This window comes from Coleofasciculus sp. G3-WIS-01 (assembly GCF_040223135.1).
In the GTDB taxonomy this organism is placed as follows: Bacteria; Cyanobacteriota; Cyanobacteriia; order Cyanobacteriales; family Coleofasciculaceae; genus Coleofasciculus.
This window is the reverse complement of record NZ_JAVJZI010000179.1, coordinates 1-18241: the sequence shown is the minus strand read 5'-3', so window position 1 is coordinate 18241 and position 18241 is coordinate 1. Positions and strand designations below refer to the sequence as shown.

Here is an 18241-nt window from a genome sequence, read left to right as displayed (position 1 = left end):
GGCGATAAAACCGGAACTCGTAGCATGGTGATAAACCTCACGAGTGATAGGGGCGAAGCATTGGCGAAGTCAAGTGAGCGGTAAATTGCTTTAATTAACGACGCCAATGCTTCGCCCGTACATAGTCCCCTCGACCACCGCCAATAAGATGTCCTAACAGCCAAGCACCTATAACAAGTAGGTTTGTAGATAATCCAGACTGGGGAAGTATCTGGAAGTACGTGCCAATTGGCGGCTCAATGGTCTATTCAACTCTTGCGTTGCCAGCCCTGTCTCTGGCAATCCCTAATCTCAAGCGATAGCTAGATTAGGGTTGTTGAAAGCCTTAGCTATGGGTGGGTTGGGTAAGCTGGGGCTTGTTTATATTGGCAGTGTTACACCATCCAAGCCTCTTTCGTTCCATCCTAGTTTACCTTGGCAGCAGTTTTCAAGGATTACCATCATGTCTCTTCTTAAAAGAATCAGATTATGATAACAGTCTGTACGTCAGCCATTTATCTGTTCTATAACCATCTGAATCCATGGGTCGTATCTGGTATTTTGTCCAAACGGTATTGGGGATTATTTTCCGCCATCCAGTCCTCGGTACAAGTATTATCCCCGTTTTACCCGATGGACAAATTGTACTGATTCGGCGTCGCGATAACGGAAAATGGGGATTACCTGGAGGGATGGTGGATTGGGGACAAGACATTCCCACAACGGTGAGGCGGGAGTTGGCAGAAGAAACTGGGCTAGAGTTGCTGGCAATTCGCCGATTGGTGGGAATCTACTCAGCACCCGATCGCGATCCCAGAGTTCATTCAGTTTGTGTTGTAGTCGAAGCGGAGGTTCAGGGAACAATGCATATACAAGATATGTGGGAAATTACGGCAGTTCAAGCCTTTGAACGTTCAGCCATCCCTATGGCCAGTCTGAGTCACGATCATGGGCGACAGTTGCAGGACTATTTTGACGGTAAAACCACTGTTGCCTAATGTTAAGTTTTGAGAGCTAGACAGAGCCTGCTACTTTAAGTGTTGAGTTTGGAAACACCTGGCAACTAGGATGAATTTAACCTTACGGAATTCCCGAATTAAGCTACCTTTGGGGCAAGTCTTTTGGCGTGAAGTGGGCCAAGGACCCACTCTTATATTTTTACACGGGTCTTGGAGCGATAGTAGTCAGTGGCTACCCCTGATTGAGTACCTGCATCAAGATTATCATTGCTTTGCGCTTGACTTATTGGGATTTGGTGACTCAGAAAGCCCGAAACTGCACTACTCGATTCAAGTCGAGGTTGAGTGTTTATTCAACTTCATCGAGGCGTTACACCTTCCCCAAGTCTATCTGGTTGGTCATTCCTTAGGCGCTTGGATTGCCGCTAGTTATGCGTTGCGTCACCCGGAACAGGTTCAGGGATTAGTGTTATTAGCCCCTGAAGGCGTTCGAGGCGACGGAGACGGGAAAACTTGGCAGTGGCGGCGGTGGTTAGTTGGGCGTCCCCCCCTTGCCTATACTATTCTGCGATCGCTCTTACCTCTAGCTCGGCTTTTTGGGCGTCACAAAGATATTGAGGGAGCCTTAAAACAGCGACAACAATTGCTACAATCCCCGACAGCTTGTCAATTGCTGTTCCGGCGACGGCGGGTGGAAATTCAAGCCGAATTATTACAAGAACATCTACCCAGCTTAGATATCCCTACGCTGATTCTTCAAGGAAGACTTGATTCACTTGAGGTGATTGACCATGCTCAAGCTTATGCCAACCATAGCCCCAATACTAAATTACAGATGATTGACCAAGCCGGAAATGACATAGCGGAAACTGTACCGGGAATTGTCGCTCAGCATATTGATTATTTTGTTAAATATCAGTAGAAGGGTAAGAGGGTAGAAGGGAAGGAGGTAAGGAGGGTAATGCTGCCTTCCCCATCACCATGGGTATGGTAGACGCACTTGCCCAGCCGGACATGGTATCATTCATCATTCATCATTTCATACAATGTCAATTGCTCCTTGGCGAGTCTCCCTATCTCGTGCCCTTCACCGCAACCGCAGTTTAGCTTATGCTCGGTACTTTCAACTGGCAACTGTTTGTCCAGATGGGTATCCGGCTAATCGCACCGTTGTTTTTCGTGGCTTTTTCGATAACCAATTAAAAATTATCACCGATGCTCGCACTCAGAAAGTCAATCAAATTAATCATAATGCTGGGGCTGAAATTTGCTGGTATTTTCCCAAGACTCGCGAGCAATTTCGGTTAAAAGGTCAACTTATTCTGGTGGGAGAAGACTATCCTGAATTTCCCCTAAAAAATGAGCGTCAAACCACCTGGCAAGGGCTTTCTGATGCAGCGCGTGGGCAATTTGCTTGGTCGAATCCGGGTGAACCCAGAGTAGAGGGGGATCAGGCGTTTTCCCAACCGCCACCTGATCCAGAGCAACCGTTACCTAATTTCTGTCTCCTATTACTCGAACCTGTAGAGGTTGATCACCTGGAATTGCGCGGTGATCCGCAAAACCGATGGCGTTATACTATGGGGTGCGAGAGCCAATGGATCACGCAAGCGATAAATCCCTGAATTTTATCTTACCAGGGGGTTTGGGGTCTAACCCCTCAGTTAAGGTTGATAAACCCGATCGGGTGTATGATCTGGATTAATTTCAATTACTAAATCCACCCAATCCGGATTGTGAATTAATGGCGTAATCAATAACTCTGGATGCAGCGCTTTCCAAAAATACTTGACAAATTCATTAATTTGTGAATCACTCATCCCTGATTTCCCCGTCGCGATCATTTCCGCCTCCGCCTGACGCCGCCACTGCAAACTCAGGCGATAATCAATAGGATAAAGTACGATTAAACGGTCTAAGCGCTCCCACAAGGGTAAATAGGCTTTAAGTTGTTCATTCATATCCCGTGCAAAAGCGCGATCGCTCTCTGTTTCAATGGGTGCTGGAGTAGCCCCCGCAAACACAGTCGCCGCAACGGGACGCACGCCGACAAACCACCCTTCAAATAACACAATATCCGCATTTTGTACAGATTCAAAATCCGTGCGATCGCCTGCACCTTCCCAAGCAGATTTATCAAAACGGGGGACTAGAATAGAATCTGAGGAATTGTGCGATCGCAACTCGTCTAATACCTGCACCCCCAACTCCACATCATGAGTTCCCGGCGGACCCCGCCAAATCAAACGCGGATCTTTCTCTCGCAGGCGCTGTCGTTCTTGATAGGTTTTATAAAGGTCATCAATGGAAAGGCTAAGGGTACGATATCCTAACTGGGCTAAAATTAATTTTAATACAACCGCCAATGTGGTTTTTCCTGTTCCCTGTCCACCTAATATTCCCTGAATTAGGGGACGATCTAACTGTTTTCTATAGTCTACCAACTGTATCGCCAACGGAAGCCATAATCGCCACATAGATAGGATAATATTAGTTTTAATAGACCCAAACTTTTCTCGATCATCCTGAATTTTTTGAGCAAACGAGGGCAAAGCAAAAACATCAGTATAGACAGATAGAAAAAGGCGCGATCGCTCCTGTAGTTTCTCCTCCACATTATCTGACGTAATTCCAAACGCTTTACCCCGTTCCGGCTGTGTTAATTCCGCTGTTACTAATTTTTGCCAAGCTGATGAATTTGGTGGTTTTCCTGATATCCATTGATTAAGAATGTCACCGAGAGAGGGAGACGAGGAAACGGGATGAATCATAAGTCTTAAGGTAGGGACGGGTTTAGCCACAATTACAATTGTAGGGGCGGGTTTAGGAACTTAATTAACTTGTCACCGATAAAGTATCAACAAAACCCGCCCTCCCTCACCGATAACTGTTGTTCCAGACGCTTAGTCGGGGCGGGTTTAGTCACATTTGGGTAAGGGAAGAAAAGATAATAATGAAACCCGCCCCTACACACCACTCAAAACTATATCTGACCCTATTGGCTAACAAATGAAAAATGACATTACGAGCCCAGTTTAAACGCTTCCAAAAACATGCTATAAACCAAACCAATTTTCAGAGCATTCACGGTTTCAAGGAACCATGAAAATCTAGAAGATCTGCTCACAGAAGGCAAACGCTGACGATTTCTGCCATAAACAATCCGGCTCACCGTTTCCGTGAAAATAATTAAAATCCCAGCCGCAATGACATCCCAGTCAGCGGTTTGACCGGCTGTCGTTGAGAGGGCACTTCCGAGGAAAATGCCCAACAGCAAACCCAGCAAAATTATGGACAGGCGTCGCCAGGGATTGCTAAACCACTGGGCTAACCTTGCCAAGATCACATCGACGAGAGTATTAAGACGAGTATTTTGCATCGCTCAACCAGAAAGCAACCACACACTGACCATAACCACTTAGCCTTTAAGAGAAAAATAACACGGTTTTGGTCAAGCTTGTTTCAATGAGAGTAGGGGCTGGCAATTCGTTTTGTTAGCACCCTCCACAGACGTAGTGGTGCAGAGTCAATCCCCTCAAAACGAATGAAAAGACTAAAACATAAGCTTTATCCAGTATTTATCATCGTACTCCTTTTAGGCGTTGCCGGACTGGGACTAGGATTATTTGAGTTCAAGGTTTGGATAGAACCCCAATCCTCAGATACAGCATCATTACCCTCTGTGATCAAATCACCAGAGGTTCCTGAGATGGAAACGGCTCAACCTTTCTCCCCAACATTATCACCACTCTCCTCACCATTACCTCCCGCAGAGGCTTCACCCTCTCCACCCCTTGATCCGGTTGCTCTAGCGGCGCAAAAAGGAGGGTTGCGAGTCAGCAATTCTACAGAACATCCGGTGCGGGTGGCGCTGTTAGAACGCCAAACGGGTTCAAAGGCTTACGCCAAACCCGCCCACTGGGATTTTTCCCCTATGGAAGGAGGAAGCCAAGGGCTGATTCTTTCACTTCCACAAGATGATCTGATTTTGGCAAAGGGAGATATTATCGTGGCATTTGCCCAAGATGGCTCTCGTTTGTATTGGGGACCTTATGTAATTGGGGAAACGCCTGTACCCCGGTGGAATCAAAAGACAGGCGAATGGGAGTTAGTTTTGCAACCGTATTAGGTTTTGTACCAGACGTTGCATGGAACGTCTCTACTGTTGAATGAGGAACTTGATGGGGTTGTCCGAGTCAAGGAAGGGGGACATTATGATCGCGGCTCCAGCTAGATTAAGTTTGGGGCGGCGACGGTTAATGTTGGCTTTTCGTGACAAACTGGTTGAAGTTGAATGAAGGATAGGGTCGCTAAAACAGTGACAAAGTGGTGGAATGTTTGGGAAAAGCATCCAACTCGTTTGTGGATGTTCTCGGTTTTAGGGTTAAGTGCGATTTGCTGGGTGGCTTTTTTATGGCACTTAGGTAGTACGGGTTTGGTTGATGAAACTGAACCGTTATTTGCGGAAGCCGCCCGCCAGATGACGGTTACAGGAGACTGGATTACACCTTATTTTAACGGGGAGACTCGTTTTGATAAACCGCCTTTAGTCTACTGGTTAATGGCGATTGGCTATAACCTGATTGGTGTGAATGAATGGGCGGTTCGACTTCCCTCAGCAATGAGTGCGATCGCGCTAACGGTTTTGGGCTTTTATACGCTACGCTATTTGGGCATTTCCCGTCCTAGTACCCTGATTCATGAAAATTCCTCTGAATTAGAAGACACCTCAAAACTCCCCAATCCAGAACGCCAACGCTGGTTATCTGCTGGAATCGGGGCTGCGCTGATTGCCTTTAATCCCATAACCTTAGTTTGGGCGCGAACTGGGGTTTCGGATATGCTACTCTCTGGCTGTATGGGAACGGCTCTTTTATCGTTCTTTATCGCCTATGTCCAAGGGGAGACAAGAATACAGGGAGATGGGGAACAAAATAGCCGAAACCATGGAAAGGCAAAAGGTGATTCCCAACCCATTTTAGGATTTTCCTCCGGTTGGTATTTGGCATTTTATATATTAATTGCCTTAGCGATTCTTGCCAAAGGACCGGTGGGAATTGTTCTACCCGGATTAATTATTGGTGCATTTCTGGTGTATCTGGGGAATTTTTGGCAGGTGGTGCGGGAAATGCGCCTGTTTTGGGGATTGGGCATTATTGGGATTCTAGCAATTCCCTGGTATGTGTTAGTTACCTTGGCGAATGGCGAAGACTATATCAACAAGTTTTTTGGCTATCACAACATTGAACGCTTTGTCGGTGTAGTTAATCACCACTGGGCACCTTGGTATTTCTATTTCCTCGTCGTCTTAGTCGGCTTTGTCCCTTGGTCCTGTTATTTACCCCTCGCGATCGCACGGTTGCGGTTTTGGCAGGTTCAACAATGGCGTTGTTCCCCTCGCGCGAGTCAGTTGGGTTTATTTGCCCTGTGTTGGTTTGCGGGTGTGTTTGGCTTTTTTACTATCGCCGTAACTAAGCTTCCCAGTTATGTCTTACCCTTAATGCCCGCAGCAGCAATTTTGGTGGCATTATTGGCAAGTGATTTACTCACCTATCAGAACCCTCAGCCTCGGTTGGGGTTACGGCTGAGTGGTGGGTTTAATGTGATCTTCCTCCTCGTACTCGCGGGGGCAATTTTATACAGCCCGAACATAATTGGCTATGATCCAGCCGCGCTGAACTTATCGGAAACCCTGCAAGCGTCAGGATTACCGTTACGGGGAGGTATCCTTTGGGGAATGGCGGCGGTAGCGGCGGTGATTGCCTTATGTAGGCGTCGAGGATGGCGTTGGTTAGGAACAATTAATTTGGTGGCGTTTGTGGCGTTTATTATCCTTGTGGTTTCCCCGGCTGCTTTTCTATTGGATCAGGAACGTCAGCTTCCCCTACGAGAATTATCTGCGATCGCGGCTGAGGTTAACCAACCGTCAGAAGAGTTACTGATGATGGGGTTTGAAAAGCCCAGTGTCGTATTTTATGCCGAGCGATCGGTTAATTATTTTGATGAAGAACATAAGTTCATTGCCTACATCGAGAAAATTGCCAAAACTAAACCTAATCCTCCTTCGACTCTGGTTTTAATTGAATCTAAGCGATTCAATAAACTCAAGGAAAACTCGCTAAAACCCAATGAATATACCATTGTCGATCAAGGGGGAGCCTATCATCTGATCCGAGTGACTAAACAAGTCATTGCCCAAAAGCCTCAGCCTTCAGGGGTAATTAAGTAAGTAGGTAGACGCCAACTAAAGATGATATTGTCATAGCCACGCCGATGATTCCGCACCTAGCAGAAGCCGCAACTACTCAGAAGGATTGGTTAAGTGATGAGGATTTAATCTGGTTCTTTGTTGGCTTAGGTCGATTTTATGAAGGTCAAGGACTCTACAAACAAGCTTTACCCTGGCGTGAGCAGTGCTTATCAGCAACGAAAGAGCGTTTAGGGGATGAACATCCCGATGTGGCAGCCAGTTTTAACAATCTAGCTACCCAACGTCAGCAGGCGGAAAATGCATTGCGAGAGAGTGAACGGCGATTCCGGGCGATTTTTGATGCAATGTTTCAATTTATTGGTCTACTCAAACCCGATGGTACAGTTTTAGAAGCCAATCAAACCGCATTAAATTTTGGCGGATTGCAGCGTGAAGACGTGGCGGGGCGTCCATTCTGGCAAACCCGATGGTGGAGTCATTCTGCACAAATCCAGGAACAATTAAAAGATGCGATCGCGGCGGCGGCGACGGGTGAATTTGTGCGGTATGAAGTGGAGGTTGTCGGCGCTGACGAACGGGTAATTACGATTGATTTTTCCCTCAAACCTGTGAAAGATGAGACCGGACAAGTTGTGCTACTAATTCCAGAAGGTCGTGATATTAGTAAACAAAAGAAAACCCGAGAAGCTTTGCGCCAGTCAGAAAGCAGATTGAAATTCAAAAACCAAAAGCTCAAGCAAGTCTTACGCCAACTTAAACAAACTCAAGCCCAACTGATTCAACATGAAAAAATGATCAGTTTGGGTCAGATGATAGCTGGTATTGCCCATGAAATTAATAATCCGATCAGCTTTATCTATGGCAATATTACTTATGCTCGTGACTATACCTTTGACCTATTTCATTTAATTGAAATCTATGCCAAACACTATCCAGCACCTGTACCCGAAATCCAAGATAAGATTGAGGCAATTGACCTGCATTTTTTAAGAGCAGACTTTCCCAAACTCCTCAAGTCTATGCAAGATGGAGCAGAACGCATCAGTGAAATTATATTATCTTTGCGTAACTTCTCACGTTTAGATGAAGCGGATCAAAAGGTCGTCAATATTCATGAAGGAATAAATAGCACCTTACTTATTTTGCAACATCGATTAAAAAAGACTGTCTTTTCTTCGGAAATACAAGTGATCAAAGAGTATAGTAAACTTCCCCTGATTCAATGTTATCCAAGTCAGCTAAATCAGGTTTTTATGAATTTACTCAATAATGCAATTGATGCCTTGGAACAGAAGACAAAACATTATGATAATTTAGAATTTACCAAAACGATCACAATCCGTACCAGTGTTAGAACTCACGATAATCATCTCAATTCTTCTCAGGTAATCATTCGCATTGCTGACAATGGTATTGGTATCCCAAAAGCCTTAAAAAAACACATCTTTGACCCTTTCTTTACCACTAAGCCTGTGGGCGTCGGCACGGGTTTGGGCTTATCGATTTCCCATTCAATTATTGTTAAAAAACACGGCGGACAGCTAAGCTATATTTCCGAACCGGGTCAAGGAACAGAATTTATCATTGAGCTACCAATACACCCGCCTCTAAAGTAAGTTTTGATCCTTCACGACTTTCGAGGGAACCTGGTTTTCTCTAGGGGCTCTTTTCACTACTATCGTTTTTGAGCTTCACCCAAATGTAACTCGCACCCGCCCTGACTTGCTCCTTCGCTTCCCTAGTCGGACATGGCGCGTGAGTTAACTCCCTCATCTTCCCGATCAAGGAGTTTCCCGCAGCGCTTGCAGATAATCCATCGCGGCTTCGAGTTTGGAGGGATAGCTATAAGAAAACTCTTCAAACCAAAGCCCTTCATCAGAATGGGGCTTTAAATTATTTAACCATTCTTGGGCTTGTTGCTTCAGGGCTTCCCGTTTGCGCTGTTCTCGCTGTTGTGCCTTGATTTGTTCCTCTTGCAGTTGCTGCTGTCGTTTCCGTTGAGCTTCGTGCTCTTTCTCCTCAAACTCAGCTTTCAGTTCTGAGAGTATACTATCTTCTACAGGCGATCGCGAGGATGGGGATGAGGAAATGGGTTGATACGTTGACGAATTCCTTGGGGGCGACTTCAAGTCGTCCTCATCCAACAGAGGTTTTTTTGCCGGGGGTTTTCCCTGATCTTTTTCTTGATATTCTGTTTTGATTTGGGCTAATAAGTCATCGAGGGATTCTGCCATAAGACTAGACTCTCAGTGACGAGAGATGTTGTTATCAACAATTATAGTGAAGGACACATCCCAAAAGGTCATGTCCTGTATATCTTCTATTCTAATCCGCTTTGCTTTTGCCCACTCTGACACGGAATCCTTTGACACCTGCTCTCGATTGATCGCCTGAGTTAAGGATTGGATACTACACCAGGAGACGGCATAATACTCACAGATGAGGTAAATGCACCCCCTGTGTCAGAAAACCCACTAAACTTGGTTGCCTAATCGATTACAGCATTGAGCAACACGTCTGTTAAGGTCATATCCTCCATATCCTCAATGGTTACTGTATCCACAATGTCAAATTTTGCGCCAGCACTTTCGAGTTCATCATCAAGAATTTTGAGGAACTTCGTTGCTTGAGAATCACTGCCAATTTGGATAAAGGAAATGGCTAACTCTTCATCCTTATCGATTTTGCGTGACGCTTCGATAATCACCTTCATCACAGCTTTGCGGTCATCGGGTTCCCCATCGGTAACCACCAGTATGGTTTCACCATTCAACTTCGTCTGACCGCTAGTCTTACGCTGAAAATAGTTGTTAAGGGCATCCTGCAAGACAGATGCCAAGTCAGTGCGCCCTGATGGCTCATTTTCCTGGAATACCTGGATAACTTTGTTAGCCGTCACACCGTCATAGCGTTTGAAACGACCAGAAAAGAGGTAAATGGTGATACCATCGGGATCAAATTCTTCGCATTTATTCGCTAAAGCCAGGGTAGACTCTTGCATAACATCCCAGCGGCTTTTCCCAGAATACTGATCCCGAATGGACATACTGCCGCTTTTATCAATGATTAAGGTATAATCTCGTTTCTCTAGCATAAAAACGTTCCCAAATCTACTAAAGTCCTTCTCAAGATTATCAAACCCATAAATCTGCGATCGCAAACTGTAAGGTGGCGACAGTTCGGGAGCCGGACTGTAGGGACGGGTTTTGCCGATAAAATTTTGGCACAAACCGCTTTCCTGTACCAGACGCGCCATGGCGCGTCTCTACCGCGTTAGGATGCCCACTGGGATAAGGTTTCCTGAAGCGGCTGCCAACGGAAATAGCGCTCGCCTCCCATTTCCAGCGCCACTTTCACCCGCTTCTCCTGCTTAGGTAAAGTGATGAAATATTCAATTTCTTGGCGGGACAGACTACCGCCCTCGATTAGCCACAGTACCATCCCTTTCGACTTAGGCGGTAGATTTTCCAATTGATACGTCAGGATAGGCGGGACAAAGTAAACCTGACCCACAGCAGCGCTTTGACCAATTGTTTTCTTCCCCAGATGTGGTGGACGGACACCGTGAACATCCGTCAGATAAGCGGCTGGATCGCCTAATCCTTTCACTGAGAAAGAAATCGTCGTATAACCCGCCGCCCGCAGTCGTCGCCGATAACGCCCTTCAAATCCTCCCTCTAAGGGAGCGTATAATGCCAATGCGCCGGACTGTTCTAAATCCCTAATGAACGTCTTTCCGGTGGTGATCAGTGCCATTTATTTCTCCGATTCCGCCTTAAGTTTTGTTAATTCTTATCAGCCAATTATATAGCCTTTATTACCCCCTGCAAGAGGAGGCGATAGGCGATTGAAATCGCTGCGACACAAACTTTCGTCCGCCTGCGCGGACTGGGTTATAACAGGGGTAGCGTTCCCCGGATTTGGTATCAGTTGGTGTATTGAATAGCGATCGCAAGACGTAAAAACAATGCCCTGAGCGTAGTTGAAGGGTCAATTGTCGGGACAAACGCCAGCCACTGTAGGGGCGGGTTTAGGAACTAGCGCTAGCTTGTTACCAATAACTCAACAACAAAACCCGCCCTTATGCATAAGTAGAGATTGTTAAGATAGAGCCAGTTTTCCTAATAATTTCCGTCCATGGTTTCGTTCAACTATCCTGTTCCTCAAACCGATCCACCTTGTTCACCGAGGGAAACGCTACCGACGATGTATGATCTTCCGAGTGAAGATCCAGAGGAACCCGGTTTGCCTGACGAATTCCATGATTGGCAAGCGCAATTGTTGAGCTTGACATTTTGCCCTCCCCACTATCCCCTTTCACAGATCTTTTATGCCAGCGACTTAAACCTTTACTATGATGTGCGTCATCCTCTGTGGTACAAGCGTCCAGATTGGTTTGGGGTTGTCGGTGTGCCACGACTGTATGATGATGTGGATATGCGCCTATCTTATGTCGTTTGGCAGGAGGGCGTCAATCCGTTTGTTGTTGTGGAATTGCTCTCACCTGGAACCGAGAGAGAAGACTTAGGAGAACAGGTAAACCAAGTTCGAGAATCTGAACTGGAACAAGGTGTAGGAAATGGGCAAGACATTCAGCGCTCAACTGAAGATAAACCACCGCGAAAATGGCAGGTTTACGAGCAGATTTTACATATTCCTTACTATGTTGTATTCAGTCGTTACACCAATCAGCTACGAGCGTTTAAACTGAATGGAGCCCATTATCAAGAGTTAGAGGTACAAGATGGGCGAGTATGGATGAGCGAATTAGGCTTGGGTTTAGGATTATGGCAGGGAGAGTTTCAAGGGATTAATCGCCTCTGGTTGCGTTGGTATGATGCTCAAGGAAACTGGATTCTAACGGAAGCGGAACAAGAAAGACAACGAGCTGAACAGGAAAGACAACGAGCCGAACAAGAAAGACAACGAGCTGAACAGGAGAGAATCCAAAAAGCCCAAGCTTTACAGCAAGCTCAACAGGACAGACAACGAGCCAAAGCCGCACAAGCTCAGTTAGATGCTTTGATTGAGCGACTACGAGAATCGGGAATTGATCCCGATACGTTTTTCCAGGATCAGGGTTGATAGCAAAGAAAATTATACAACTTTTACCGATGAAAATTAAATCATTGTTGACCGATTGAAGACGTGGTTATAGACGTTCCGCCGGAATTACTCTTCCTCTTTCCACTCCAGGCGATCGCACACTTGAGCCTGAAAATCTCCCCAGCGTTTAAAACGTTACTTGTCAAACCCTGACGAATGACAAATGACTCTCACTGAGCCTCAATCCACGACAATCCCGCACCCGGATAATAATGGGCTAAAATTTGTTTGTAATCATACCCCTGCATCGCCAACTCATAAGCTCCCTTTTGGCTCATACCTCGACCGCCAAAAACATTACTGACAATACTATCCGAAGCAGCGTACAGGGATTCCACCACGCCCCCTTTATAACTGAGAAACATTCCCTGGGTTTGCTGAACCGCTTGAGTCGTGGTATTCCACTCCGACTCAATTCCCTTATACACTTGCCAACGCTGAGTATTACCCAAATCGTATAACTGATTAGCGGGTCGAATGTAATGGACGATCGCATAAGAACGAGCCGCGATCGCTTGGGCTTTTAAGGCAGCGGGGGGCCAACTGGGATAGATTTCTGAACCGACGACACTGGCTAGATACGCCTCAAGCTCAATATAATTAACGGCAAGTAGACTATCCCCTTGTGATACTAAGAGTAAATCTCCTCGATACCAGCGACCATTGACAAAAACAAACCCGCCACCAGTGGGTTTAAGCCAAACGCCCCCTGGGGTTTTCCATTCACCGATGCGAAGATAAGAACCATTGGGTTGAGCGTTAACTCCTTCGTTCGCCTCGAGTTTTCCTAATGTTTTCCCATTTCCATCCACGACTATTCCGGCTGTAGATGTGCCAACGTCTAGGGAACTCACCCCTGTCGCGATCGCAACTCGCATTTCTAAGCTTGCAGTATTAGCGGGAGGATTTTCTGCTTTAGCGGAGTTTCCGGAAGCGGCGGCAGATGATTTCGGGGGTGAAGTTTGGGCTTGAGTCTGGGTGTTGGGTTTGGGGGGTAGGGGAGTAGGGGGTTTGGAAGCTGAGGTTTGAGTTTGAGATGTCTGATTCGCTGTCGGTGATTGAGCCGCCGAGGTTTGAGTTTGAGCAGTTTTGTTTGCTGTCGGTGGTTTAGTCCCTGAGGCTTGAGTTTTGGCAGTATCTTGAGCAGTAGAGGATTGAAAGGGGGTTGCCTTGGGAACGGGAGTTGAGGGATATTGCCAGGAGAGACTTTGTGCAACCAGACGATGACGCCATTGGGCTTCAGCCGGGGACGGATTTGGCGGCGGTGGAACTTCCGATCGGGGTGATGGCTCCGAAGACTGTTGGGGAGAAGATGCGATCGGTTTAGAACCGGAATAAAAGGATTGAGCTAGCATCAAGGGCAATACGAGGGATGCTGAAACCACAACCATTGACCATAGTCTAGAACCCTTTAAAATCGGGTGGTTGTTAGGCAGGCGAATCATCAATACTTGCTCCTGATCGGGTTGGGAGAGGACGATAACGACAGATTAGCAGTAAGCACCGCCTCTTAGTTTAATCTGCGATCGCGTCTTTGGATATGGCACTCCCTGGCTGAATAAAGAATGGTAACACTGATTTCTCTGATTGGTAGGAACAGTAGAGGTGGGGGGTGGGAAGCTGGTAGCACTGATTACACAGAGGCGTTAGTTCTCAATGGGGAGACGATGTAAGAATTGTTGGGGAGATTACTTACTTGTCTGTGTCAATCTGTGTCTCTCACGATTCAGTGTTTGGGAAAGTGTCATACCTTCTGTGTAATCTGTGTTTTTGTCAAGACTTAGTAATTATTTTTATCTAAACTTTAAAAAAATACATGCGTTCAAGGGGACATGGGGAGTGAGACGAAAACCATAAATTTGACTGGCAAAAAACTTGACGAATTCAGGAGATGGATCAGCCAGTTGCTCTGTCATGATACGCTTAATTTCTTTAGTATAGAGAAGATTCCTGGCAACATCTTCCAATTCACCCGAATTAAAGCTTGATTAAGGTGATGATGTCTTGGTAATTCATCAGTTATCTTGAGTATCCACAACTAACTTTAGCTTGCCAAGTTCGCGATCGCACTCCCTACCCATATCCGTAAAACCCCCAACCCGACAGCCGTTCAGGTCTAGGTAATCGGATCGCGATCTCCCGTTCATCGGTTAAGGACAACCTGCGATCGCGTAGTTTGTAGTCAGCGCTGTCTTCGCTTTTGGCACGCTCAAACGGAATATCGCCTAAAGCTCAAGTAAGAATCGAGCTTGCTGAGTAGCTCTTTGAACCCGTTAAAACGGGTTTAAGCTTTTAGCCCCAACTTTAGTTGAGGGCTAATTACCTAGGATAGATGACAATAGCTGACATTCGGTCTCCCTTGCGGTTTAATTGTCAGAGTGAACGCTGTAAACATTAATACAGTTGTCGCTCTACCCATGCTGAACGTAGAAAGAATCGGTTTAGCGGCAGTCAGCAGGAGGAGAGGTCAAACCCAGAGGGGAAAGGGAAACTATGAATAGCAATCCATCCAATCCTTCGGCAAATGGTGGTAAAACAATAAATATTGCTGATATCTTGGCACTTCCTGAACGCCAACGGCAAATTGTTCTGTTTATCCGTCGAGAGGAAGGGCATACCCTACCCGAAATTGCCGATCACCTGAATGAAGACGAACAGATGATCGCCATAGAACTAGATGAGTTAGTTCAAGAGGGTTTCCTCCGAGAAATACGAGTAGAAGGCATTCCCCGTTACTACCGCAGTGAAATGAGACGACAAGGTAGCCAGTTTTCCGAGATGATTCAGCAAGCGCTGACACCGGGAAAACCTCTGTCTATGATTGTGAATCCCTCTGGGGATGCGCCAATTACACCCGGTTTGACGTTTGAGTTGTGCGTCACGATTACCAATGAGGGGAATCAAAGTGCCTTAATTGATATTTATATAGATGAAACCTCCCAATTCCTGCACCAGTGGTGTATTTCCCCTTATGAACGTCTGGCGTTAGGGCGGGGACAAAGTAGTGAGGTGGTTTTCCAGATTCCCGTACCACTGGATGCGATACCAGGCACTTATAATTATCTGCTAATTGTTGATGCCCAGCAGCATTACCCCCAAGACACGCCAATCCAACATCCAGCACGGCTGCAAGTCTTACCTTTTGTCCAGGAAGCCATCCGGGTTAATGACCCCACCTTCACCCTACTCCCTCTCACCAATTCCGCCACCCCAGCTGTTGTCCAACCCGGAGAATTTCTGGAGGTTCAGGTTCTGGTTCATAACCGTTCCGATCGCGTGGATCAATTCCGCTTAACCTGTCCGGATTTAGCCCCTAACTGGTATAGAGTGATTTATCCCGAAGGCTATACCCAAGCGGGAGTGGTGCGAGTCATGGATGGCTTGGAACTCAATCCTGGTGAAAAGGGTCTAATCCAGCTCATTATCACCCCACCTGTAGATACTTGGGCGAGTGTCTATTCTCCCACGGTTCGTCTCTATTCCCTGAATAATCCCGACTTAGTGCTACTCGATGTCATTTACCTACAGGTAATGCCAATTTACCTGTTAACTGTTGAGTTAGTCACCCTAGTGGGTAAGATCAGCAATCAGTCTGGTGTCTTTGAGTTACAACTGTATAACGGCGGAAATATTACCCGCGACATTGCCCTCATCGCCAAAAGTGCCGATGGGGATGATCTGTGTACCTATACCCTGATACCCAGCCAAGTTCGTCTCGCCCCTGGCGGCTATGCGATCGCGAACTTAGATGTACAACCCAGCCAGAAATGGTGGCGTAGACCCTTCTACGGACGAGTGTTAAACTTTGTTATTGAAATTGAAGACCGACAACAGTTCCCCCTAATTAACAATCGCTTCCAAGGGACTTTAATTTGGGAAGGGCGTCCGTGGTGGCAATTTTTATTAGTCATTTTAGGAATTGTTGGACTAATTGGTGCATTAATTTTCCTGCTGTGGTTTCTCTTTTTTAGACCCAAACCCCGCCCAGAAATAGTCGAATTTGCGCCAGCCAGCAATAATTACTCGGTGGCGGATGGGGAGAGTGTTCGCCTGAATTGGGAAATTACTAATCCCGAACGAATACAAATGATCAAAGTACAAGGAGTATCGCCAGAGGGGGTAGTCACCAGCCGTCCAATTGCCTACAATTTTAGCCAGGGGATTCCCAATGAGTTAGAGCGTTTCTGCACAATCAATGAGGTTCTTAATTGTCAAAACGTGCCAACGGATGCTCGCGAACCGGGGGATTATGTGTTTGAACTGACGGTGATTCCCCAAGGGAAAAAGAGAGGGGAATCAGAGGAACTTCTAACAAATACGGTTCAAATCACACCGTTCCCGATTCCTGAGATTGAAGAATTCACCTCCACTCAAGCCGTCTATCAACAAGCCAGTCAGAGGACGCCTGAAGCGGCAAATCAGGAAGCTAGTCCAACGGCTAATGATGACAACTCACCTCCAAATCAACCGCAACCTGAAAATAGGGTGATTGTACTGAACTGGAAAATTAGTCATCCTGAACAAATCAGACTCTTAAAACTGGTGGGTCGCAATCCCGAAGGGATTATCCTCGTTCCCATGCAATCGATTGATTTTAGTCAAGGGATTCCTCAAGGCTTACAAGAAGCCTGTGAAATAAAGGATGAGACATTAGTCTGTGCTAATATTCCTATAGATAATCCCCAACCGGGAACCTATATTTTTGAATTAATCGTGGTTCCCCGACAAGGAGAACCCGAAGAGTTACCCGCTCAAAAAACTGATCCGCTTAAAATTGAAGCCCAACCTGTTCCCTTTAATATTGTTGAATTTACAGTTGGTGGTGTAGAAACCCTAACTCGTCCTAAATTTGTCGTGCCAATTTCTGGGAATCAATCGATACCTGTACCCTTATCTTGGAAAGTTGAGGGAGGTAGAAATCTGAAAGTTGAACTTCTCCCTGCACCAGGTACTGTGCCGTCTGAAGGCACTTTACCTTATGAACTCAGTCCAGAACCGACTACAGAAACGATTACGTTGCAAGTCACCAATGAAGCCGGAGAACAAAAAAGCCGTTCAGTCACCATTGAAACCATCCAACCGCCACCTCCAGAACCTCCAGCAATGACCTTATCACCTCCACCTTCCCCACCCGGAGACGCGACTAACGGGTTACCCATCTTACCGCCTCTACCTCCACCGGGAGGCGCTTCTGCTGCACAAATGCAGACACCCCCCTCACCCTCACCCTCACCTTCACCTTCACCGAGGACTACACCATCTGAAACAGAACCAAAACCTCTACGTTTACCACCCGGCGGTTCACCTCCTCTTCCTCCAGGCGCAGACTCTCCGCCTCCCGCCGAACTTCCACCTAAGTTTAGGTAAAACAAATAACAGCATAAATCACAACAACCGTGTCAATATATATTCGAGAAGAGTCAGGCAAGTTTAGCTGTCCCATGCATCCCTTTCCGCTTGCAAATCTCGATTAATTTCTTCGAGGTTTCGATTAGAGGGGCGCTGAGAGTGGATTTCTGCCAATATTTCCAGAATAGATTGCTCCGTCGATCGGGTTGGCTTTTCTGGCAACAGAAGAATTACTTCAATGGTGTTCCCGACTGTATTTAATGCGGTATCAGGGGGTAAGTCAATTTCGATTTTATTGCCGGGTAAAACTTTAGCTTCAATTCGTAAGGCTGATTGCATTATAGGATTAATTTCTTAATTTTAATCTAAACTATTTAAAGTTTGTTATTTTCCACTATCCATAGATTACTCTGAGTATAAATCCTGATAATTGGCTGGGTCTACTGACCTTCATTGTATTACAAAACAACGTGCTTCAATATTGAGGGCTTCTGGTTTGAACAGACCCCAACTAATTGCAAGCAATCTAGTTGGGGATTCTCTCCTGCTGTTACCACGAAGAGCCGCTGTTCTCGGTGAATACCAGGAACTTCTGCCTTGGCACTCCTCCCTGCTATTTCTACTAGGGAGCTAAGAC

The 18241-nt window shown here is 46.2% G+C and carries 16 protein-coding genes and 1 pseudogene; 8 read left to right on the top strand and 9 right to left on the bottom strand.

Features of this window, described 5'->3' with window-relative positions; translation table 11 throughout:
* Nucleotides 1–521: 521 nt before the first annotated feature.
* The 3 genes from RIM23_RS17650 to RIM23_RS17640 all read left to right on the top strand — a co-directional run bounded on the left by RIM23_RS17650 (nucleotide 522) and on the right by RIM23_RS17640 (nucleotide 2563).
* Nucleotides 522–977, top strand: a complete 456-nt coding sequence (locus tag RIM23_RS17650) for an NUDIX hydrolase (protein ID WP_446368471.1) — start codon at nucleotides 522–524, stop codon at nucleotides 975–977.
* A gap of 70 nt (nucleotides 978–1047) precedes the next feature.
* A complete protein-coding gene (locus RIM23_RS17645; RefSeq protein ID WP_446368470.1) occupies nucleotides 1048–1860 on the top strand; it encodes an alpha/beta fold hydrolase in 813 nt (270 codons plus the stop codon).
* Nucleotides 1861–1984: 124 nt separating this feature from the next.
* Complete coding sequence (locus RIM23_RS17640; RefSeq protein WP_446368469.1) at nucleotides 1985–2563, top strand: Npun_F5749 family FMN-dependent PPOX-type flavoprotein; 579 nt, start codon at nucleotides 1985–1987, stop codon at nucleotides 2561–2563.
* Between the two features lie 39 nt (nucleotides 2564–2602).
* On the opposite strand, the gene RIM23_RS17635 is transcribed toward RIM23_RS17640, so the two are convergent.
* Together RIM23_RS17635 and RIM23_RS17630 are read right to left on the bottom strand one after the other, a co-directional pair.
* Nucleotides 2603–3709 (bottom strand): glycerate kinase, encoded by a 1107-nt coding sequence (locus RIM23_RS17635; protein ID WP_446368468.1) that lies wholly within the window; start codon nucleotides 3707–3709, stop codon nucleotides 2603–2605.
* 251 nt (nucleotides 3710–3960) lie between these two features.
* On the bottom strand, nucleotides 3961–4317 hold the full coding sequence (locus RIM23_RS17630) for a DUF565 domain-containing protein (RefSeq protein ID WP_446368467.1): 357 nt from the start codon (nucleotides 4315–4317) through the stop codon (nucleotides 3961–3963).
* A gap of 165 nt (nucleotides 4318–4482) precedes the next feature.
* Between RIM23_RS17630 and RIM23_RS17625 the strand changes: the two genes are divergently transcribed.
* The 3 genes from RIM23_RS17625 (at nucleotide 4483) to RIM23_RS17615 (ending at nucleotide 8765) form a co-directional block, all read left to right on the top strand.
* On the top strand, nucleotides 4483–5067 hold the full coding sequence (locus RIM23_RS17625; RefSeq protein ID WP_446368466.1) for a hypothetical protein: 585 nt from the start codon (nucleotides 4483–4485) through the stop codon (nucleotides 5065–5067).
* A gap of 165 nt (nucleotides 5068–5232) precedes the next feature.
* Nucleotides 5233–7167, top strand: coding sequence for an ArnT family glycosyltransferase (locus RIM23_RS17620; RefSeq protein WP_446368465.1), 1935 nt, complete (start codon nucleotides 5233–5235; stop codon nucleotides 7165–7167).
* 44 nt (nucleotides 7168–7211) lie between these two features.
* Complete coding sequence (locus RIM23_RS17615; RefSeq protein WP_446368464.1) at nucleotides 7212–8765, top strand: ATP-binding protein; 1554 nt, start codon at nucleotides 7212–7214, stop codon at nucleotides 8763–8765.
* 165 nt (nucleotides 8766–8930) lie between these two features.
* On the opposite strand, the gene RIM23_RS17610 is transcribed toward RIM23_RS17615, so the two are convergent.
* The 3 genes from RIM23_RS17610 to ndhN all read right to left on the bottom strand — a co-directional run bounded on the left by RIM23_RS17610 (nucleotide 8931) and on the right by ndhN (nucleotide 10905).
* Nucleotides 8931–9383, bottom strand: a complete 453-nt coding sequence (locus tag RIM23_RS17610; RefSeq protein WP_446368463.1) for a salt stress protein, Slr1339 family — start codon at nucleotides 9381–9383, stop codon at nucleotides 8931–8933.
* Nucleotides 9384–9637: 254 nt separating this feature from the next.
* Entirely contained in the window at nucleotides 9638–10243 is a 606-nt protein-coding gene (locus RIM23_RS17605; RefSeq protein WP_446361531.1) for a vWA domain-containing protein, read from the bottom strand.
* Nucleotides 10244–10422: 179 nt separating this feature from the next.
* The gene (ndhN, locus tag RIM23_RS17600) at nucleotides 10423–10905 is read right to left on the bottom strand and encodes an NAD(P)H-quinone oxidoreductase subunit N (protein WP_446368462.1); all 483 of its coding nucleotides are present in this window, start codon (nucleotides 10903–10905) and stop codon (nucleotides 10423–10425) included.
* Between the two features lie 381 nt (nucleotides 10906–11286).
* Here ndhN and RIM23_RS17595 point away from each other — a divergent pair, with 381 nt between their 5' ends.
* Nucleotides 11287–12234, top strand: a complete 948-nt coding sequence (locus tag RIM23_RS17595) for a Uma2 family endonuclease (RefSeq protein WP_446368461.1) — start codon at nucleotides 11287–11289, stop codon at nucleotides 12232–12234.
* A gap of 191 nt (nucleotides 12235–12425) precedes the next feature.
* On the opposite strand, the gene RIM23_RS17590 is transcribed toward RIM23_RS17595, so the two are convergent.
* The 3 genes and pseudogenes from RIM23_RS17590 to RIM23_RS17580 form a co-directional block, all read right to left on the bottom strand.
* Nucleotides 12426–13700: a SpoIID/LytB domain-containing protein gene (locus tag RIM23_RS17590; protein WP_446368460.1), complete on the bottom strand. Its 1275-nt coding sequence runs from the start codon at nucleotides 13698–13700 to the stop codon at nucleotides 12426–12428.
* 408 nt (nucleotides 13701–14108) lie between these two features.
* Nucleotides 14109–14243 (bottom strand): annotated as a pseudogene (locus RIM23_RS17585) (restriction endonuclease); the annotation flags it as partial.
* A gap of 27 nt (nucleotides 14244–14270) precedes the next feature.
* Nucleotides 14271–14402 (bottom strand): hypothetical protein, encoded by a 132-nt coding sequence (locus tag RIM23_RS17580; RefSeq protein WP_446368459.1) that lies wholly within the window; start codon nucleotides 14400–14402, stop codon nucleotides 14271–14273.
* A gap of 346 nt (nucleotides 14403–14748) precedes the next feature.
* Between RIM23_RS17580 and RIM23_RS17575 the strand changes: the two genes are divergently transcribed.
* Nucleotides 14749–17622 (top strand): transcriptional regulator, encoded by a 2874-nt coding sequence (locus tag RIM23_RS17575; RefSeq protein WP_446368458.1) that lies wholly within the window; start codon nucleotides 14749–14751, stop codon nucleotides 17620–17622.
* A 63-nt stretch (nucleotides 17623–17685) separates the two neighbouring features.
* On the opposite strand, the gene RIM23_RS17570 is transcribed toward RIM23_RS17575, so the two are convergent.
* Nucleotides 17686–17943 (bottom strand): hypothetical protein, encoded by a 258-nt coding sequence (locus tag RIM23_RS17570; RefSeq protein WP_446368457.1) that lies wholly within the window; start codon nucleotides 17941–17943, stop codon nucleotides 17686–17688.
* Nucleotides 17944–18241: the final 298 nt, after the last annotated feature.